This is a genomic window from Oscillochloris sp. ZM17-4, from assembly GCF_019599295.1.
GTDB lineage: Bacteria > Chloroflexota > Chloroflexia > Chloroflexales > Chloroflexaceae > Oscillochloris.
Genome location: NZ_JAIEWN010000001.1, coordinates 365,114 through 383,743 on the forward strand (window position 1 = coordinate 365,114; position 18,630 = coordinate 383,743).

Sequence of the window (18,630 nt, forward strand, 5' to 3'; positions counted from 1 at the left end):
TCCTCGATAAAGGGGAGGTTCTGGCGCAGCAGCGCGTAGGCGGCGGCCGTGCCGCGGCCGTGGCGGGCCTCGGCGCCCAGCGCCTCGCGGCGGAAGTCCACGCCCTGGGCGGCCGCCATCAGCTCCACGGCCAGGATGTGGGCCACGTTGTCGATGATCTGGCGCGCCTTCAGCCCCGCCGTCACCCCCATGCTCACGTGGTCCTCCACGTTGGCCGAGGTCGGGATGGTGTCCACGCTGGCCGGGTGGGCCAGGATCTTGTTCTCGGTTGCCAGGGCCGCCGCCGTGTACTGCGTGATCATAAAGCCCGAGTTCAGGCCGCCCTGGCGGGTCAGGAAGGCCGGCAGCACCCCGCCGTTGCTGGTCGCGTCCACCAGGCGCATCACCCGGCGCTCGGCGATGTTGCCCAGCTCGGCGATCGCCAGGCCCAGGTAGTCCAGGGCGATCGCCAGCGGCTCGCCGTGGAAGTTGCCGCCCGAGATCACGTCGATCTGCTCGTCCGTATCGCCCACGAAGATCAGCGGGTTGTCGGTCACGGCGTTCAGCTCGATCGCGAAGGCCCAGCGGGCGTAGGCGATCGCGTCGCGCACCGCCCCATGGACCTGCGGGATGCAGCGCAGGGTGTAGGCATCCTGCACATTGGCCGGGTCGTGGTCGCGAGTGAAGGAGCTGCCCTCAAGCAGGCGGCGCAGGTAGGCGGCGCACTCCTGCTGGCGCGGGAAGGGCCGCAGGGCGTGGATGCGCGCGTCGAAGGCCATGGCAGTGCCGTGCAGCGCCTCCAGGCTCAGGCAGCCGGCGATGTCGGCGGAGTGCGAGAGCGTCTCGGCGCGGGCGGTGGCCAGCACGCCGAGCGCGCACATCACGGCGGTGCCGTTGGTCAGGGCCAGGCCCTCCTTGGCGGCCGGGCGGGTGGGCGTGAGCCCGGCGTACTCCAGGGCGGTCGCCCCAGGCAGGCGGGCGCCGGCGTACTCGGCCTCGCCCTCGCCGATCAGCGGCAGGGCCATGTGCGCCAGCGGGGCCAGGTCGCCCGAGGCCCCCAGCGAGCCCTTCTCGGGGATGAGCGGGTGGACCCCGGCGTTGAGCATGGCCAGCAGCAGCTCCAGCGTCTCCGGGCGGATGCCGGAGTGGCCGCGGGCCAGGGTGTTGGCCCGGATGAGCATGATCGCCCGGGTGTGCGGCGCGTCGTAGGGCTGCCCCGCGCCAACGGCGTGGCTGAGCAGGATGTTGCGCTGCAGCGGCTCGACCTGCTCGGGCGGGATGAGCTTGTCCTTGAAGGCCCCGAAGCCGGTGGTGATACCGTAGGCGACCTCGCCGCGCTCCAGCAGGCGGGCCACGGCGGCGGCGGCACGGGCCACGGCCGCGCGCGCGCCCTCGGCCAGGGCAACCCGCGGCCGCCCCGGCCGGCCGTAGGCCACGGCGATCACGTCCTCGAAGGTGAGGGACGAGCCATCAAGAATAATCGTATCGTTGTGCATATGCGTATGGGTATTCACGTATCCACGTATCCACGTATCCACGTATCCACGTATCCACGTATCCACGTATCCACGTAGGGCCGAAGCATTTTTGTGTCAGGCGCTGCGCGCCTGACACAAAAATGCTTCGGCCCTACAATATAACCCCCTGTTTAATCACCTGCGAGATGAGGTTGCCGCCAAACTCATAGGCCAGGTGGCGGTAGTCGGCGGCGTCGAGGATCAGGATGTCGGCGGCCTTGCCGAGCTCCAGCGAGCCGACGCGATTGCCCACGCCGATCGCGTGGGCCGCGTTGACGGTCGCGGCCAGCAGCGCCTCGGCGGGCAGCAGGCGCTGGTAGCGGCAGGCGATCGCCATCACCAGGGGCATGGAGGGGCAGGGCGCCGATCCCGGGTTGATGTCGGTGGTCAGCGCCACCGCCGCCCCGGCGTCGATCATGGCCCGCGCGTCGGCGTAGTGGCTGCCGCCCAGGTTAAAGGTGACGGCCGGGATCACCACGGCCACGGCGGTCGAATCGGCCAGCAGGGCGATCCCCGCCGGCCCGGTCACATCCAGGTGGTCCACCGAGACGGCGCCCAGCTCCAGGGCCAGCTCCAGGCCGCCCAGGGCGGTGAACTCGTCCACGTGAGCCTTCACGCCCATATCCAGCGCACGCCCGGCCTCCAGCACCCGCCGCGACTGGGCCACGTCGAAGGCGCCCCGCTCGCAGAAGACGTCGATGAACAGCGGCACCCCCGCGCCGTCGAAGGCCGAGGCGGCGTGCCAGCGCGCCGCCGCCGGCAGCATCTCCCGAATAACCAGGTCGATATACGCATCCGGCCGCCCGGCGTACTCGGGCGGCAGGGCGTGGGCGGGCAGGAAGGTGGGCACCAGACGGATCGGCTGGGCCGCGTCGAGGGCGGCGATCGCCTCCAGCTGGCGCAGCTCGGCGTCGAGGCTGAGGCCGTAGCCGGTCTTCACCTCGGCGGTGGTGGTGCCCAGGGCCAGCATCTGGCGCAGGCGCGGCAGGCTCTCGGCCACCAGCCGCTCGACGCCGGCGGCGCGGGTGGCGCGCATCGTCGCCACGATCCCGCCCCCGGCGGCCTGGATCTCCAGGTAGGAGGCCCCGGCGATCCGCCACTCGAACTCGCCCACCCGGTCCCCGGCGTAGACCAGGTGGGTGTGCGGGTCCACAAAGCCGGGGCAGACGGCCCGCCCGGCAGCATCGATCTCGCGATCGGCCGTGTACGCGGCGCGCAGCTCGTCGCTCGCGCCGACGGCGATGATCGTGCCCTGGTGGACGGCCACGGCCCCGCCGGGGATGGCCCCGACGTCGGCCATGGCCGGGCCGCGGCGCGGGCCGGGCGGGCCGGCGCAGGTCACAACCTGCGATGCGGAGTGGATCAACAGGTCGATATGCATGGGGATGTCCTGGTAGGGGCGCAGCAGCAGGATCGACGGGCGCAGCGAGCTGCGCCCGTCGATCCTGCTGCTGCGCCCTTACAAACGCGGCGGTAGCATCGGGATATCAATACCATTCGCCCGCGCGAAGTCGATCGCCTCGTCGTAGCCGGCGTCGGCGTGGCGCACCACGCCCATCCCCGGGTCCGAGGTGAGCACGCGCTCCAGGCGGCGGGCCGCCTCGGGCGTGCCGTCCGCCACGATCACCTGGCCGGCGTGGATGCTGTAGCCGATGCCCACCCCGCCGCCGTGATGGATGCTGACCCATGTGGCCCCGCCCACGGCGTTGATCATGGCGTTCAGCAGCGGCCAGTCGGCGATCGCGTCGGAGCCGTCCTTCATCGCCTCAGTCTCGCGGTTGGGGCTGGCCACCGATCCGCTGTCGAGGTGGTCGCGGCCGATCACGATCGGGGCCTTCAGCTCGCCGCTGGCCACCATCTCGTTGAAGCGCAGGCCGGCCTTGGCCCGCTCGCCGTAGCCCAGCCAGCAGATCCGCGCCGGCAGCCCCTGGAAGGCCACCTTCTCGCGGGCCATGGTCATCCAGCGCCGCAGGTGCTCGTCCTCGGGGAACAGCTCCAGCACGGCCCGGTCAGTCGCGTAGATATCCTCGGGGTCGCCGGAGAGCGCCACCCAGCGAAACGGCCCCTTGCCCTCGCAGAAGAGCGGGCGGATGTAGGCCGGCACAAAGCCGGGGTAGGCGTAGGCGTCGGCGACGCCGGCCTCCAGGGCGCGCTGGCGCAGGTTGTTGCCGTAGTCGAAGACGATCGCGCCGCGGCGCTGCCACTCCAGCATGGTCCGCACGTGCGTGGCCATCGACTCGGCGGCGCGGGCCTTGTAGGCGTCGGGGTCGGCCTCGCGCAGCGCCGTGGCCTCAGCGAGCGTCAGCCCGGCCGGGATATAGCCGTAGAGCAGGTCGTGGGCGCTGGTCTGGTCGGTGACGATATCGGGGACGACGCCGCGGCGCAGCAGCTCGGGCAGCAGCTCGGCGGCGTTGCCGATCAGGGCGATCGAGCGGGGCTGGCCGGCGGCGCGGGCCTCATCGGCCCAGGTCATCGCCTCCTCCAGATCGTCGCTGATTACGTCAACCTGCCCCAGGCCGAGGCGGCGCTCGGCCCGCCAGCGGTCCACCTCGACCAGGATGGCGACGCCCTCGTTGAGCGTGACGGCCAGCGGCTGGGCGCCGCCCATCTCGCCGAGGCCGGCGGTGACCACCAGCTTGCCCCGCAGGCTCGGCCAGCCCTGGGCGCGGGCCAGGGCGCCGAAGGTCTCGTAGGTGCCCTGGAGGATGCCCTGGGTGCCGATGTAGATCCAGCTGCCGGCCGTCATCTGGCCGTACATGATCAGCCCCTCGCGCTCCCAGCGGTCGAAGTTCTCCTGGGTGGCCCAGGCCGGCACGATGTTGGAGTTGGCGATCAGGACGCGCGGCGCGTCGAGGTGGCTGCGGAAGACGGCCACCGGCTTGCCCGACTGGACCAGCAGGGTCTCATCGGGCTCCAGGCGGCGCAGGGTGGCGAGGATGGACTCAAGCGCCTGATGGTTGCGGGCGGCCCGGCCGCGCCCGCCGTAGACGATCAGGTTGTCGGGGTCGAAGGCGACCTCGGGGTCGAGGTTGTTCTGGAGCATGCGGTAGGCGGCCTCGATCTGCCAGCTCTTGCAGGTCAGCTCGGTGCCGCGCGGCGCGCGGTAGCTGGGGGGCATGATCATCACCTCCGTGGTGCATCTGCTGGCCATCGTCGGCCCGCCGCCCGTATGATACCGCATGTTGGGGCGCAGCAGGGGCAGCCGCACGGTGAAGGTGCTGCCCTGGCCCTCGTCGCTCCGCACGCTCACCTCGCCGCCGTGGAGATCCACGATCTCCTTGACCACAAATAGGCCGATGCCCATCCCGTTGATCCCGTTGGACTCAGCGTTCTCGGCCCGGTAGAATCGGCTGAAGAGCTGACGCTGGGCCTCGGGCGCGATGCCGATCCCCTGGTCGGACACGGCGACGCTGGCGCCCTCCCCCTCGACGCTCACGGTGACCGACACCGGGGCACCGCCCGGGCTGTACTTGACGGCGTTGCCGATCAGGTTCTGGAGCATCTGCTCCAGGCGCAGCTCATCGCCATCGATCATGATCGGCGACTCACGCACCTGGAGCGTGATCGGGTGGTCCGCGATCATCAGCCGGCTCTCGTCGACCACCCGCCGCACCAGGGCGCTCAGGCTCATCGGCGCCGAGCTGATGCTGAATCGGCCAGTCTGGATACGTGAGACATCGAGCAGGGCGGAGATCATCTTGTTGAGGCGCTGGGCCTGGGCCACGACGATCTGGATGGTGCGCTGGCTGCGCTCATCGGCGTCGGCGCGCTGGGCGAGCCGGCGCTGGATCATCTGCGCCCGCCCGAGCAGGGTCGTCAGCGGGGTGCGCAGCTCGTGGGCGGCGATCGAGAAGAAGGCGTCGCGCACGCGCACCGCCTCCTCGGCCTCGGCGCGCGAGCGCTGGGCCGCCGCGTAGAGCCGCACATGCTCCAGCGCCAGCGCCGCCCGCCGGGCGACCTCCTCGGCCAGCGCCAGGTCGCCCCGGGTGTAGGCTGGGCGGACGGCGTCGCGGCCAAGCAGCATTGTCCCGATCAGCGCGCCGCCGCTCCTCAGAGGGGCGATGATGAGCGAGCCCGGCGTCAGCGCGCGCAGGAGCGACTGGCGGCCGCGATCAGCGTCCAGCGCGTCGAGGGTCTCCGGGATCACGCGGGAGACCAGCAGCGGATGCGCGGGGGGGGGTGGCGGTCCGCCTTGTGCGTCCTGCGGCCCATGCGCGCGCACGATCTCCTCGGCCAGCCGGGCCATCGCCGGCCTGGTGTGGGCCACCACCGAGATGCCCGCATCCTCGCCCTCGCCGCGCATGTCGATGAGGCACCAGTCGGCGATAGCGGGCACCATCAGCTGCGCCAGCCGCCGGATGGTGGTCACATCATCGAGGGACTGCGCCAGCTCGACGCTCAGATCAGACAGAAAGCTCTTCGCCACCTCATCGCGCCGCCGCTCGTCGTGGCCGGTGCAATCCTCGATCGACGAGATAGCGCCGATCACCCGCCCGTCGCTGCGCAGCGGGCTGATCTGCGCATCCTGCAGCATCTGGGGCAGATCCGAACGGCCCGAGGCCGACATGGGCAGCAGGTAGCCATAGATCGTGTGTGGAAGGTAGATCCGCTCTCCGGCGAGGGCGCGCTCGTAATACGGCAGCAGCCCTCGGTCGCCCAGGTCGGGGTAGAGCTCGATCAGCGTGCGCCCAACCGCCCCGGCGGCGGGGATGCCAGTGTTGTCGCACATCCAGTCGTTCCAGAAGCGGACTCGGAGGTCGCTGTCGGTGATCAGCACGCCGCGCAGAAAGGCGCTGTTGAGCCATTCAGGGACGATAGCCTGCCAGTCGACAGTCTGGGTCTGCATCACCGCTCCTCATCCAGTGCGCCTGGCCCCGCGCCAGCGCATGTTACGCCACAGCCTCACGGCCCCACGAGGGGTCATCTGCGGGATCAGGCTGTAGCAAGAGCTATACCAGAAGCGCAGTAGCGCAAACGTCACCCTGTCACGCTGCGCGTGCCCGGCCCGTACACGGGCGGGCTCTTGTCCAACGAAGGCCGCCTGCGCGGCATGCCTGAGGCCGCGCAGGCGGCCTTCGCAGACCGTCGCCCGGCGGCTGAAGCCGCCGGGCGACGCCGCACAGGGCGAGTCTTGCGGTATTGCCCAGAAGCGCGGCATCAGGCTCTGTGCCGCCACTGGGCGCCGGCACAGATCTTGCCTGTACGTCTGTGCATGATAACGCCATTCGCTGCCAGGATGGAAGCCTATGTACGCTCGCCAGATCGTATCAGCGCCGCTCCACAGGCGCGACGCTAGCAACCCCCGCCGAGATATTCTCGTGGTCGATGATCACGCCGAGATCACCGCCATGCTCTCAGAGATACTCACCGAGGAGGGCTACCACATCCGAGTCGCGCGCAACGGCGTCGAGGCCCTGCGCGAGGTGCAGATCCGTCGCCCCGATCTCATCCTGATGGATGTCGCCATGCCACATATGCGCGGCGACCAGGTGATCCTGCGCCTGCGCGACCAGGCGCATGGCGATATCCCGGTGATCCTGATGACGGCGGATCAGCAGCCTGAGCGATTCCGCGGCCTCGGTGCGCGCCAGGTGATCCGCAAGCCCTTCGATCTGAGCTACCTGCTCGATGCTGTGGCCCAGAACCTCTGAGCGCGCTATCCGGGCGCAAAGACGTTAAGATGATGAAACTGTTAAATACGATATAGGATAGTATATCCCATTTAGTTGCATGTCCGTAGTACCATAGATGTAACGACATAGCCAGACGTACTACGGAAGGTATACGATGGTCGCAACACCCACGACGCTGTTTTCGATCAACCAGAGAGATGGCTCCCCACTGCAGCCCGAGCACGACACGCTTCGCACCATGCTGCTAGAGGCCTACGGTGGCCAGTGTGCGATCAGTGGCTGCGCTATCGCCGAGGCGCTTGATATTGCGCTGATCGATCAGAACGGCCCCGCAGATAGCAGCAACGCCCTCCTGCTGCGCGCCGATCTCGCCCGGCTGCTCAGCGCCAGCATGATCTCCGTCGACGCGATGAGCCTGAAGGTCTTCGTGGCCGCCGAGGTCGCGGCCTCCGCCGACTACGCGCCCCTCACAGAGAGCCTCCTGCGCCAGCCGGCGCGGATCGCCATGCGCTGCAGCCGCCAGATCCTTGACGCGCACTACCGGCGATTCATGCTGCGCCAGCGCGCCGCCGCCGCGCGCCAGGCCACCGCCGCCGGCGTCGCGCCGCAGGTCAATTCGCCCCGGCCGGCCCTGCGCTGCACCCTGGCCGTCAAGAGCTGGGTCAACAGCGTGGCCTACAGCCGCGACAGCTCCCTGATCGCGACGGGCTCGTGGGATGGGGTGGCCCGCATCTGGCGGGCCGAGGACGGCTACCTCCTGCACAGCCTTCAGGCCGACCTCGGCGAGGTCAACGGCGTCAGCTTCAGCCCCGATGGGCGCGTGCTCGCCGCCGCCGGGCGCAACCAGATCGTCCAGATCTGGCGGGTGAGCGACGGCGCGCCTCTGTACACGCTCCAGGGTCCCGAGGGCCACAGCGGCGCGGTCTTCGGCGTCAGCTTCAGCCCCGATGGCTCGGCCCTCGCCAGCGGCAGCTGGGACCACAGCGTCTGTGTGTGGCGCATGAGCGATGGGCTGCCCGTCCGCCGGCTGGCCGGCCACCGGGGCGCCGTGAACAGCGTCAGCTTCAGCCCCAGCGGCAAGCTGATCGCCACCGGCAGCCACGACCGCCAGGTGCGGCTCTGGCGCGTGGCCGACGGCGCGCTGCTGAGCACGCTCCAGGGTCACACCGACGCGATCTTCAGCGTCGCCTTCAGCCCCGACGGGCGCGTGCTGGCCAGCGCGGGAACCGACGGCTCCATCCGCCTGTGGCGCGTGGCCGACGGCACCGCCCTCTACGCGCTCCAGGCCAACAGCGGGGCCGTCTTCAGCGTCGCCTTCAGCCCCGATGGCGAGAGCCTCGCCAGCGGCGACTACAGCCGGTCCGTGCGGATCTGGCGCGTGCGCGACGGCGCGCTGCTCCACACGATCCCCGCCCACGGCGAGGGCGTCACCTCGATCGCCTTCAGCCCCGACGCCGCATGCCTCGCCAGCGGCAGCTTCGACGCCTCGCTGAAGGTCTGGGATCTGGCCGGCGAGCCGGAGTAGGGCCGCCGCCCACAGGATGGTGTATGGTGTTTGGGCGGCTTCGCCGCCCAAACACCATACACCATCGGGTCTGGGGCGTTGCAGAAGCCCTGTGCGAACTGAGTGCCTTGTGATAAACGCTAGGAAAAAGTGTACTAGTATATGGTAAGATGTGGGCGCTTCCCTGCGAGACACGAAGGAGCGCCCGCGATGAGCGACCTGTACGGCCACACGCGCAGCGTTGTCGCCGCCCGCTATGCCCTGCTCACCCTCGAGGGGTTCGTCAGCGCGCCCCTGCCCGGCTGGCCCGGCGCGAGCTGCGTCGTCGTGATCAGCCCGGCCATGGGCGCCCGCTTCGCCCAGATCCTCGTCACCCTCGGCCCCGACGCATCGGGCGCGGGCCAGCGCCCCGATGAGGAGCTGCTGCTCTTTGTGCGCGAGGGCGCGGTGAGCCTGGAGGCCGGCGACCTGCACGCCCGCCTCGGCCCCGGCGGCTACGCCTACATCCCGCCCGCATGCCCCTACCGCGTCGCCCCGGACGCCCCCGGCGCCCAGCTGCTCGTCTTCCAGCGCCGCTACCTGCCCCTGCCCGGCGCCGCCACCCCCGGCCCGCTGGCCGGCCACGAGCAGGAGATCGCCGGCGCGCCCTTCATGGGCGACGAGGCCGCCATCCTCAAGAGCCTCCTGCCCGACGCGCCCGGCTTCGATATGGCCGTCAATATCTTCACCTTCCAGCCCGGCGCCACCCTGCCCATCGTCGAGACCCACATCATGGAGCATGGCATGATGATGATCCAGGGCCAGGGCATCTACCGACTCGCCGGCGACTACCACCCCGTCCAGTCGGGCGATGTGATCTGGATGGCACCCTTCTGCCCGCAGTGGTTCGTCGCCACCGGCAAGGTCCCGGCGCGCTACATCTACTACAAGGATGTCAACCGTGACCCGCTTGTCCTCGGCTAGCCCGGCCGCCGGGGTCATGACGTCGCGGCTGGCGCGCTGGTGGCCGGCGGCGGCGATCTTTGGCGTCGCCCTCGCGCTGCGACTCTACCGGCTGGGCTCAACCCCGCTCTGGCTCGATGAGATCTACACCATCCAGCTGGCCCGCATGGGGCCGTGGGCGATCTGGCGGAACCTCTCCTACGACCCGCACCCGGCACTATTCTACCTGTCAGAGTGGCTGATCTCTGGCTTCGGGGCGGCCCAGCCGGCGTGGGTGTGGCGCATGATCCCGATGCTGTGCGGCGTCCTGATCGCGCCGCTGGTCTACTGGGCCGCCCGGCCGCTGAGCGGGCCGGCCGGCGCCCTGGTCGGCGGGCTTGTCATGGCGCTCTCGCCGATCAGCATGTACTTTAGCCAGGAGGCCCGCTCGGCGACGCTCGCGCTGCTGCTGAGCGGACTGTGCCTGACCCTCGCCCTGGCCCTGATCCGCCGCCCTCGGGCCGACATCTGGGCGGCCTATGGCATCGTGTCATTCCTGGGGCTCGCCACTAGCTACCTCTTTGTGATCGTGCCGGGCGCGCAGCTGCTGATGCTGATCGCGCTGCGATCGACGCGCCGCGCCGCCCTCTGGTGCTCGGCCGCCCTCGCGATTGCCGGCATCCCGCTGCTGCTCATCGGGCGGGGGGTGCTCGCCGCCGTCGCCTCGGAGCACGCCGTCCAGAGCCCGCCGAGCATGCCGGACTTCCTCATGGCGCTGGTTGGCGGCGATAGCGTGCGCTACGGCCAGACCTGGGCGCACGGCGCGCTGCTGGGCGCGATCCTGCTCCTCGCCGCCGCCGGGGTCTGGGCCGGCCGATCCGGCCCGCGACAGGCGGCGATGCTGCTCTGCCTGGTGCAGTTCGCCCTGCCGCTGCTCGGCTTCTTTGGCGTGGGCGTGCCCCTCCTCGGCCTGCGGCTGCCCCTCAGCGAGTCGAAGACCTTCATGCCACTGCTGCCCGCGCTGCTCGTGCTTGTCGCCATGGGGGCCGCCTGGCTGCTCGGTGCGCGCCCCCTCGGCGCGGCGCTGCTCGTCGGGCTGGTGCTGCTGATCGTCGCCGGATCGGCCTATAACCTTGGGCGCTACTGGGAGACATCCAAGAGCCCCGAGTCCGATCTGGTGCTGGCGATGGCTCGCCAGTCTGAGCCGGGCGATGTCGTGATCAGCCTCTACCCCTCGCTCAACGGCGCGATGAGCATCTACGCCCCCGCGATGGACACCTACACGATGGTGACGGGCAGCAGCGATGCGCGCATGCTCTCCCGCAGCCTGCTGATCCTGCGCATCCCCGAGCTGGCCGCGCAGCCCGAGGCCTCGGTCGATGCGGCGATGTCGCCCGGCACGCGGATCTGGCTGCTCTATAATGCGCGATGGCCCCTGCCTCCGCCGCTCGATACGATCGCCGCCACCTGCACGCAGCGCACCGAGTTTATGCGCCCGCCATTTCATGCGATCCTGGTCACGGACTGCCCGTAGTGTGAATGCAACATGCAATCGCCCTGGCCCCCGGCCTGGCCTACCCGATCGTGAGGCTTTATGGACATCTCCATCGATACCGCCGCTGTGATGGCCGACCTCGACGCGATCGCCGCCTGCTCATCCTCGCCGCCGCCCGGGGTCACCCGCATCCTGTATAGCGCCGCCGACATGGGGGCGCGGGCCTACCTGCGCGCCCGCTGCGCCGAGGCTGGCCTGGACCTGCGCGAGGATGGCCTGGGCAACCTCTTCGCCCGCTGGCCCGGCAGCGCGCCCGACCTGCCCGCCGTCGCCAGCGGCTCGCACATCGACGCCATCCCCGACTCGGGGCGCTACGACGGCACGGTGGGCGTCGTCGGCGCCCTGGAGGCCATCCGCGCCCTCAAGCGGGCCGGGTTCGCGCCCCGGCGCAGCATCGAGCTGCTGCTCTTCACCGCCGAGGAGCCCACCCGCTTCGGCATCGGCTGCCTGGGCAGCCGGGCGCTCTGCGGCGCGCTCACGCCCGCCCGGCTGCGCGATCTGCGCGACGCCGCCGGGCGCAGCCTGGAGGAGCTGCGCGCCGAGGCCGGCTTTCACGCGCCCCTGGAGGATGTGCAGCTGCCCGCCGGCCTCTACCACGCCTTTGTCGAGCTGCATATCGAGCAGGGGCCGCTCCTTGAGACCGAGGGCCTGCCGATCGGGGTCGTCCGCGCCATTGCCGCCCCGGCCAGCCTGCGCGTCAGCCTGCGCGGGGTCGGCGGCCACGCCGGGGCCGTGCTCATGCCCGGCCGCCGCGACGCGCTGCTGGCCGCCGCCGAGATCGCCCTCGCCGTCGAGCGCGCCGCCCTCAGCACCGGCAGCCCCGACACCGTGGCCACCACCGGCGTCCTGCGCATCGAGCCCAGCGCCGTCAACTCCATCCCCAGCGCCGCCACCCTGGAGATCGACGTGCGCGATATCGCCGATGAGCCGCGCGACGCCGCCCTCCACGCCATCCGCGAGGCGGCCGTCGAGATCTGCGAGCGCCGGATCATCGCCTACACGCTCGATATGCTCAACGCCGACCCGCCCGCCACCTGCGCGCCCGCCGTCATCGAGGCGGCCGTCCGCGCCTGCGCCGAGCTGGGCCTGCACTACCAGATGATGGTCAGCCGGGCCTACCACGACAGCCTGTTCATGGCCCGCATCTGCCCCACGACGATGATCTTCATCCCATGCCGAGGCGGGGTCAGCCACCGCCCCGATGAGCTCTCCTCCCCCGAGCAGATCGCCGCCGGGGTCGCCGTCCTCGCCCGCAGCCTCGCTGCGCTGTCGCTTGCGTAATGTTGAATGTTGAATGTTGAATGCTGAATTCGGATCATTCAACATTCAACATTCAACATTCAACATTCAACATTACCCCTATGTGGAAACAGTACTACCAGCCTGAGACCCTCGTCGCCGCCATAGCCCTGCTCGCCGCCCACCCCGGGGCCCGCGTCGTCGCCGGCGGCAGCGATGTCATGGTGGAGCTCAGCCGCGGCATCCGCCCCGCCGAGACGCTGGTCGATATCTCGCGGGTGGCCGGGCTGCGCTACGCCGAGGCCTGCGGCGACAGCCTGCACATCGGCGCCCTGGCCACCCACAACATGGTCATCTCCTCGAAGGCCTGCGTGGCCGGCGCCCTGCCGCTCGCCCAGGCCTGCGCCGAGATCGGCGCGCCGCAGATCCGCGCCCGCGCCACCGTCGCCGGCAACCTGCTCACCGCCTCGCCCGCCAACGACACGATCACCCCGCTGGTCGCCCTCGGCGCCGAGCTGTCGCTGGTCGGCCCCGACGGCGAGCGCAGCCTGCCCCTGGGCACCTTCCACCTGGGCGTCCGCCGCACCGCCCTGCGCCCCGGCGAGCTGCTGCGCGAGATCCGGCTGCCCGCCCTCGCCGGCCGCCGCCGCGGGATCTTCCTCAAGCTCGGCCTGCGCCGCGCCCAGGCGATCTCGGTGATCAATGTCGCCGTCGTGATCGAGCAGGCCGGCGACGCCCCCGACTCCCCGGTGCTCGCGGCCCGCGTCGCCCTCGGCTGCGTCTCCCCCACGATCATCCAGGCCCCGGCCGCCGAGGCCTTCCTCGTCGGCCGGGGCCTCGACGCCGCCACATGCCTGGAGGCCGGCCGGCTCGCCTCCCACGCCGCCGCGCCGATCGACGACCTGCGCGGCACGGCGGCCTACCGCCGCCACGCCGTCGTCTCCATGGTCGCCGAGGCTCTGAAGCGCCTCGCAGCCGGCGAGGAGCGCCGGGGCTGGCCCGCCCGCCCCGTGCTGCTGGAGTCGCCTGATAGGGGACAGGGGACAGGGGATAGGGGACAGGGGGACGAACCAGATCAGCCATTGCGCAATGTGCTGGCCACGGTTAACGGCGCGCCCGTCGCCCTCTCGCCCCAGAAGACCCTGCTCGACGCGCTGCGCGAGGACGCCGGCCTCACCGGAACCAAGGAGGGCTGCGCCGAGGGCGAGTGCGGCGCATGCACGGTCTGGCTCGACGGCCAGGCGGTGATGGCCTGCCTCGTGCCGGCCGCCCAGGCCCACGGCGCCAGCGTCACCACCATCGAGGGTCTCGCCGCCGCCCACGCCCAAAGCTCCGCCCCCCCACCCCCCAACCCCCACCCCCCAACCCCCACCCCCCAACCCCCTGGCAACCTGCACCCGCTCCAGGCCGCCTTCATCGCCAGCGGGGCCGTCCAGTGCGGCTACTGCATCCCCGGCATGCTCATGGCCGGGGCCAAGCTGCTCGACGAGCAGGGCAGCCCCGACGTCCCCGCCATCCAGTCCGCCCTGAGCGGCAACATCTGCCGCTGCACCGGCTACCGCAAGATCATCGCGGCGGTGCGCGCGGTCGCCGGGCAGCCTCAGGGAGAGGAGCCTCTCCCTTGAGCGCCCTCCCCCGGCGCGTCGTCGCCTTCTACCGCGAGACCGACTGGATGTTCCGCACGATCGAGCTCTGGCGGCGCTCGCCGGCCATGCACGCCGGGCTGTGGCCCCCCGGCACCCGCAGCCACCGCAGCGCCCTGGACACGATCAACCGCGAGCTGGCCGGGCGCGCGGGCGTGCTGCCGGGGGAGACGGTGCTCGACGCAGGGTGCGGCGCGGGCAGCAGCGTGCTCTGGCTCAGCGCCAGGATGGCCGTCACCGCGATCGGCATGACCATCGTGCCCGATCAGGCCCGCCGCGGCGCGGCGCTCGCCCGGCGCGGGGCCGCCCCCGGCCGGGCCGCCTTCCTCTGCGGCGACTACGCCCGCTCGCCGGTCGCCGACTCCTCCGTCGATGTCGTCTGGGCGCTGGAGAGCGTCTGCCACGCCCCCGATAAGCCGGCCATGCTCGCCGAGGCCCGCCGCGCCCTGCGCCCCGGCGGCCGCCTGGTCATCGCCGACCGCATGCGCCGCCGCCGCAATGAGACGCCGCCCGGCAACGCGCTGCTGCGCCGGTGGCTCGACGGCTGGGCGATGCCCGACCTCGCCACCCCCGAGGAGCTGGCCGCCGCCGCCGGGGCCGCCGGCTTCGCCGATGTGCATGTCGAGGATGTGACCGCGCTGGCCTGGCCGTCGCTGCGCTTCCTCGGGCTCTTCGCCGGGGCAAGCCTGCCCGCCGCGATCATCCTGCGCGCCCTCGGCATGCAGAGCGATGTGCAGCTCGCCGGGATCCGCGGCTGCGTCGACCAGTACCGCAGCCTGCGCCGCGGCCTCTGGGGCTACCACATCCTCACCGCGCGGGTGGGGTAGGGGCGCATGGGCGCGTCGCCCCCCGGCCCCCCCGAATCTGAGGCGGCGGCGTGCGGACAGCTCGTTATGTGGGCCGCGTGCGGCGCGGGTGGAGCTGTACGCTAGCTATAGCGGCGGGCCGAACAGCTGAGCATTAATACGCCCAATCGTGTTCTGCGCTCTGCGCTCTGCGTCGGAGGGGTTGCGCAATGATAAGGTGTTGCGCTATTGTTGTTGCCACCTCACGTATCTGGATTGCTTCTGGCCATGCCGATTACAGGTGGCTGGGTTGATGTGGGAGCTATCGATGACTCTAAGCACGGATCTCGTGGCCGTCACGCGCGCGGCGCTGGCCGCCGTCCCCGGTGTTCGCGAGCAGCGGGTGGCGGAGGAGTGGGCCGAGCGGCACGGCCAGGTCGGCGATGACCCGGCCGCCATTCGGAGCTGGGCCTGGACGACCCCGGAGCTCGCATGGCTGCGCCTGGTGCTGATCGATGGCGGCAGACGCACGCAGGTCGTCTCTATCCTGGGGGTCCCGCGCGCCGCGTTCGATCTGCCCTTGTTTGGCGCGGAATCGGATCGGTCGCAGGTCGGGCTGACTGGGTGCGCGCGCAGCGGCGCTGATCTGGCCCTGCGGCCTCACCCCGGCAGCCAGAGCAGGGGCGAGGCGTAGTCCACATCCTCGATCAGCCGCTCCTGGGGCGTGCCGTCTGCGGCCCATGCCCAGACCTCGCCGGCACCCTCGGCCTGGTAGCGCAGATCCTGCTGCGGGTCGTCGCGGCTCCAGCCGGCGGGCAGGGCCAGGGCCAGCTGCGCGCCGTCGGGCGACCAGGCCGCCGCCGTGACGCGCGGCGCCTGCCAGGCCAGCTGGCCCGCCGTCGGCACCTCGCCGCTGGGTAGGAACATGCTGCCCGCTACGCCGAGGCGCACGACGGTGATCCGCCAGACCTCGTAGCCGCTGCCGCCGCGGGCGTCGCTGAAGTTATGCTCCAGGGTGGACGCCATCTGGCCGCCGGGGCCGAACTGCGGCGGGAGCATCCAGCCGGCCCCGCTGGTCATGGCCTGCCCATCGCCCCTGAACGCCGCGCCGATCTCGGTGATGTTGATATCGACCAGCGACTGGTAGCCGAGGAAGCGCTGGTAGGCGACCTGCGCGCCGTCGGGCGACCATGCCGGCGCGTAGACGAGGTGGCCCTGGCCAGAGCCCTGGCCATCCGCCGTGGCGAAGTCCCAGCCATTCTGGCCCTGGCGGTTGATCAGGCGCACGGCGTTCCCCTCACCGAGGAAGCCCAGCCCCGGGGGCTGGCGGAGCGGGGGCGAGGCAAAGGCGATCCGCTTGCTGTCGGGGCCGAAGGACGGGTCGCAGCCGGGGGCCAGGGCGCGCTCCTCTAGATCGTCCAGCGCGATAGCGCGCACCTCGGATGCGGCGCACCAGCGGCTCCAGCCGGCCCAGTCGAGCGTGGGCGGGTCATCGGTCGCCGCCGAGCTGTAGGCCAGGGCCGAGCCGTCAGCGGCCCAGCTCAGGCCCTCCTCGGCGCGATCATTGCTGGTGATCTGTCGGAGCTCCGCGCCGTCGCGCTGGACGAGCCAGATCTCGCCGGAGCGCCCGGCGCCGCGCAGCATCGCCAGAAGCCGCCCGTCAGGGGTGGCGGCGAAGGCGCGCACGCCCTGGGAGACCACGCGCTCGGCGCGGCTGCGCACGCCATAGGCCATCAGGTCGCCCCGGCGCAGGAACAGGATCTCCTGCTCGCCGGCGGGCGCCGTGGTGGATGTCGGCGCTGCGGTGGATGTTAACGCCGAGGCGGCGGGCCTCGCGGCGAAGGTGTCATGTCGCGCCGCCGACCTTGAGGAGATTACGGGCAGCTACGACCTCGTGAGCTGCTTCGATGTCCTCATCCACTACCCCGCCGACCTGTTCCCTGGGATGCTCGCTCATCTTGCCAGCCTCTGTCGGGGGACGCTGCTGTTCACCTATGCCCCCTACAGCCCGCTCCTCGCGGCCATGCACCGCGTCGGCGGCTACTTCCCCCACAGCCAGCGCCGCACCGATATCCAGATGATCCGCGATACGGTTGTGCGCCAGGCTCTCGCCGACTCTGGCATGCGCCTGCGGCGCTCCGCGCGCGTTGGCAAGGGCTTCTACCACGTGATGCTGGTGGAGGCGAGTCGGCACGAATGAATGCAGGATTCTTCATGCTGAATAGCCGATGTGCGAGGCAATTCGACATTTAGCTTTATCTCGGTAGTTCATACTCAGTACTACGGTTCACGAGGAATGGAGGCGGTATGAAGAAGTTGTCTGCCCTGGCGCTCACGGCAGCGACTGGGGTTGCGCTCTGGCAGTGGTTTGAGCGCGAGACACTCCGTGAGGGTGAGGCGACGGTGTACCTGCAAAGTGAGCACGAGCACTTTCACCTGCACGTCGATCTGCCGCCGGGGATGGAGATCCAGCCCGGCGATACGCTGGAGATCGTCGATATGCCTAAGGTGCCGAGCGGGCAGACCCAGGGCGAGATGAGCTACCGCAGCCCAGTGAAGCTGTTTAAGGCGAGCTGGCTGCGCCGCACCCTGATCAAGCGCAGCAGCCTGGTGGAAGTGAACGAGCTGGTGGAACACCCGTAAATAATGTTGAATGTTGAATGTTGAATGTCTGGCATTCAACATTCAACATTCGACATTACCTCTGAAGGAGGCTCTATGGAAGCGATGCCCGATCTGAGTGTGACGACCCGCCACGCCCTCCAGGAGGCGGTGCTGACCCCGCGCTTCTACACGACGGACTTTAAGGCGATCGACGCGCTCGATATCGACAAGAATGGCCTGCGCGATGAGTTCGAGTGGATCAAGGACGAGTTTGCCCACGACTATAACAAGGGCCACTTTAAGCGGAATGAGGAGTTTCTCGCCGGCTTCGACGATATGCCGGTGCGACAGCTGTTCATCGAGTTCCTTGAGCGCTCGTGTACGGCCGAGTTTAGCGGCTGCGTCCTCTATGCCGAGATGGTCAAGCACCTCAAAGATCCGACCATGCGGCAGATCTTCCAGCTGATGAGCCGCGATGAGGGCCGCCACGCCGGCTTCATCAACCGCACGATGGCCGACCTGAATGTGGCCCTCGACCTGAGCGTGCTCCAGAAGCGCAAGAAGTACACCTTCTTCCAGCCGAAATTTATCTTCTACACCGTCTACCTCTCTGAGAAAATCGGCTACTCGCGCTATATCAATATCTACCGCCACCTGGAGAAGAGCCCGGATCATATCATTCACCCGATCTTCAAGTGGTTCGAGGAGTGGTGCAACGACGAGTACCGCCACGGCGAGTTCTTCTCGATGCTGATGCGCTCGCAGCCCGATCTGCTGAATAAGCCCAGCAACCGGCGCTGGATCCGCTTCTTCCTCCTGGCTGTCTATGTGACGATGTATATCAACGACGCCCGCCGTGAGAGCTTCTACAAGGCCCTCGGCCTTGACTGGCGCGCCTACGACCAGGATGTCATCCGGCTCTGCAACCAGATCTCCACCCAGGTCTACCCGGTGACGCTGCCCGTGGAGGACCCGCGCTTCTTCCAGCATATGGACGCGATCATCGCCTACGACCGCCAGGCGGAGGCGCTCGCCACCCGCAACGACCCGGTGGCTCAGGCCCAGAAGGCCCGCCTGCGCGCCGCGATCGGCATGCGCATGTTCACGCTCTTCCGGATGGAGCCCCAGATCACCACTTCGCAGAATAAGTGGAAGGGTCTCCAGGGCTTCCCGAACTACCCCGGCCCGGATCGCCCGCTCCGCGTCGCCGCCGCCGATTGATGAGGTTGTAAGGCCGGAGCGTTCGCCAC

Annotated in this window: 15 protein-coding genes and 1 pseudogene; 11 read left to right on the forward strand and 5 right to left on the reverse strand. The window is 70.0% G+C overall.

Translation table 11 applies throughout. The features are described 5' to 3' along the window. From hutH to K2Z83_RS29700, 4 genes and pseudogenes are all read right to left on the reverse strand, one after another. A partial coding sequence (hutH, locus tag K2Z83_RS01440; RefSeq protein WP_220593399.1) for a histidine ammonia-lyase occupies nucleotides 1–1,475 on the reverse strand: 1,475 nt, incomplete at its 3' end. Between the two features lie 133 nt (nucleotides 1,476–1,608). Next, the gene (gene hutI, locus K2Z83_RS01445) at nucleotides 1,609–2,877 is read right to left on the reverse strand and encodes an imidazolonepropionase (protein ID WP_220593400.1); all 1,269 of its coding nucleotides are present in this window, start codon (nucleotides 2,875–2,877) and stop codon (nucleotides 1,609–1,611) included. Nucleotides 2,878–2,955: 78 nt separating this feature from the next. Next, nucleotides 2,956–4,620: a urocanate hydratase gene (gene hutU, locus K2Z83_RS29695; RefSeq protein ID WP_370650015.1), complete on the reverse strand. Its 1,665-nt coding sequence runs from the start codon at nucleotides 4,618–4,620 to the stop codon at nucleotides 2,956–2,958. Between the two features lie 81 nt (nucleotides 4,621–4,701). Next, nucleotides 4,702–6,342, reverse strand: a pseudogene (locus K2Z83_RS29700) (ATP-binding protein); the annotation flags it as partial. Nucleotides 6,343–6,742: 400 nt separating this feature from the next. On the opposite strand from K2Z83_RS29700, the gene K2Z83_RS01455 reads away from it, so the two are divergent. The 8 genes from K2Z83_RS01455 (at nucleotide 6,743) to K2Z83_RS01490 (ending at nucleotide 15,470) form a co-directional block, all read left to right on the forward strand. After that, complete coding sequence (locus K2Z83_RS01455) at nucleotides 6,743–7,147, forward strand: response regulator (protein ID WP_220593402.1); 405 nt, start codon at nucleotides 6,743–6,745, stop codon at nucleotides 7,145–7,147. A 136-nt stretch (nucleotides 7,148–7,283) separates the two neighbouring features. Next, entirely contained in the window at nucleotides 7,284–8,654 is a 1,371-nt protein-coding gene (locus K2Z83_RS01460; RefSeq protein ID WP_220593403.1) for a WD40 repeat domain-containing protein, read from the forward strand. A gap of 189 nt (nucleotides 8,655–8,843) precedes the next feature. Further along, nucleotides 8,844–9,596, forward strand: a complete 753-nt coding sequence (gene allE, locus K2Z83_RS01465) for a (S)-ureidoglycine aminohydrolase (protein ID WP_220593404.1) — start codon at nucleotides 8,844–8,846, stop codon at nucleotides 9,594–9,596. Continuing rightward, nucleotides 9,574–11,088, forward strand: a complete 1,515-nt coding sequence (locus K2Z83_RS01470) for a glycosyltransferase family 39 protein (RefSeq protein WP_220593405.1) — start codon at nucleotides 9,574–9,576, stop codon at nucleotides 11,086–11,088. Before allE ends, K2Z83_RS01470 begins: the two co-directional genes overlap by 23 nt. A gap of 60 nt (nucleotides 11,089–11,148) precedes the next feature. Next, nucleotides 11,149–12,390, forward strand: coding sequence for a M20 family metallo-hydrolase (locus K2Z83_RS01475; protein WP_220593406.1), 1,242 nt, complete (start codon nucleotides 11,149–11,151; stop codon nucleotides 12,388–12,390). Nucleotides 12,391–12,410: 20 nt separating this feature from the next. Continuing rightward, complete coding sequence (locus tag K2Z83_RS01480; RefSeq protein ID WP_220593407.1) at nucleotides 12,411–13,973, forward strand: FAD binding domain-containing protein; 1,563 nt, start codon at nucleotides 12,411–12,413, stop codon at nucleotides 13,971–13,973. Then, nucleotides 13,970–14,818 carry a cyclopropane-fatty-acyl-phospholipid synthase family protein gene (locus K2Z83_RS01485; protein ID WP_255603093.1) on the forward strand — a complete coding sequence of 283 codons (849 nt, stop codon included), beginning with the start codon at nucleotides 13,970–13,972 and terminating at the stop codon, nucleotides 14,816–14,818. The genes K2Z83_RS01480 and K2Z83_RS01485 overlap by 4 nt, the downstream gene beginning before the upstream one ends. 286 nt (nucleotides 14,819–15,104) lie before the next feature. Further along, on the forward strand, nucleotides 15,105–15,470 hold the full coding sequence (locus K2Z83_RS01490; RefSeq protein ID WP_220593408.1) for a hypothetical protein: 366 nt from the start codon (nucleotides 15,105–15,107) through the stop codon (nucleotides 15,468–15,470). Here the strand turns inward: K2Z83_RS01490 and K2Z83_RS01495 are convergent. Continuing rightward, a complete protein-coding gene (locus K2Z83_RS01495) occupies nucleotides 15,437–16,510 on the reverse strand; it encodes a hypothetical protein (protein ID WP_220593409.1) in 1,074 nt (357 codons plus the stop codon). The two genes, K2Z83_RS01490 and K2Z83_RS01495, sit on opposite strands and share 34 nt — an antisense overlap. Nucleotides 16,511–16,562: 52 nt before the next feature. On the opposite strand from K2Z83_RS01495, the gene K2Z83_RS01500 reads away from it, so the two are divergent. From K2Z83_RS01500 to acsF, 3 genes are all read left to right on the forward strand, one after another. Beyond that, complete coding sequence (locus K2Z83_RS01500; protein WP_370650011.1) at nucleotides 16,563–16,976, forward strand: hypothetical protein; 414 nt, start codon at nucleotides 16,563–16,565, stop codon at nucleotides 16,974–16,976. Between the two features lie 107 nt (nucleotides 16,977–17,083). Further along, nucleotides 17,084–17,419, forward strand: a complete 336-nt coding sequence (locus K2Z83_RS01505) for a hypothetical protein (RefSeq protein ID WP_220593410.1) — start codon at nucleotides 17,084–17,086, stop codon at nucleotides 17,417–17,419. A 75-nt stretch (nucleotides 17,420–17,494) separates the two neighbouring features. Beyond that, the gene (acsF, locus tag K2Z83_RS01510) at nucleotides 17,495–18,601 is read left to right on the forward strand and encodes a magnesium-protoporphyrin IX monomethyl ester (oxidative) cyclase (RefSeq protein ID WP_220593411.1); all 1,107 of its coding nucleotides are present in this window, start codon (nucleotides 17,495–17,497) and stop codon (nucleotides 18,599–18,601) included. The last annotated feature ends 29 nt before the right edge of the window (nucleotides 18,602–18,630 follow it).

Coding starts and splice junctions, on each gene's coding strand:
- hutI (WP_220593400.1), bottom strand. CDS start 2,877: ATGCATATCGACCTGTTGATCCACTCCGCATCGCAGGTTGTGACCTGC.
- hutU (WP_370650015.1), bottom strand. CDS start 4,620: ATGATCATGCCCCCCAGCTACCGCGCGCCGCGCGGCACCGAGCTGACC.
- K2Z83_RS01455 (WP_220593402.1), top strand. CDS start 6,743: ATGTACGCTCGCCAGATCGTATCAGCGCCGCTCCACAGGCGCGACGCT.
- K2Z83_RS01460 (WP_220593403.1), top strand. CDS start 7,284: ATGGTCGCAACACCCACGACGCTGTTTTCGATCAACCAGAGAGATGGC.
- allE (WP_220593404.1), top strand. CDS start 8,844: ATGAGCGACCTGTACGGCCACACGCGCAGCGTTGTCGCCGCCCGCTAT.
- K2Z83_RS01475 (WP_220593406.1), top strand. CDS start 11,149: ATGGACATCTCCATCGATACCGCCGCTGTGATGGCCGACCTCGACGCG.
- K2Z83_RS01480 (WP_220593407.1), top strand. CDS start 12,411: ATGCTGAATTCGGATCATTCAACATTCAACATTCAACATTCAACATTC.
- K2Z83_RS01490 (WP_220593408.1), top strand. CDS start 15,105: ATGACTCTAAGCACGGATCTCGTGGCCGTCACGCGCGCGGCGCTGGCC.
- K2Z83_RS01495 (WP_220593409.1), bottom strand. CDS start 16,510: ATGGCCTATGGCGTGCGCAGCCGCGCCGAGCGCGTGGTCTCCCAGGGC.
- K2Z83_RS01505 (WP_220593410.1), top strand. CDS start 17,084: ATGAAGAAGTTGTCTGCCCTGGCGCTCACGGCAGCGACTGGGGTTGCG.
- acsF (WP_220593411.1), top strand. CDS start 17,495: ATGGAAGCGATGCCCGATCTGAGTGTGACGACCCGCCACGCCCTCCAG.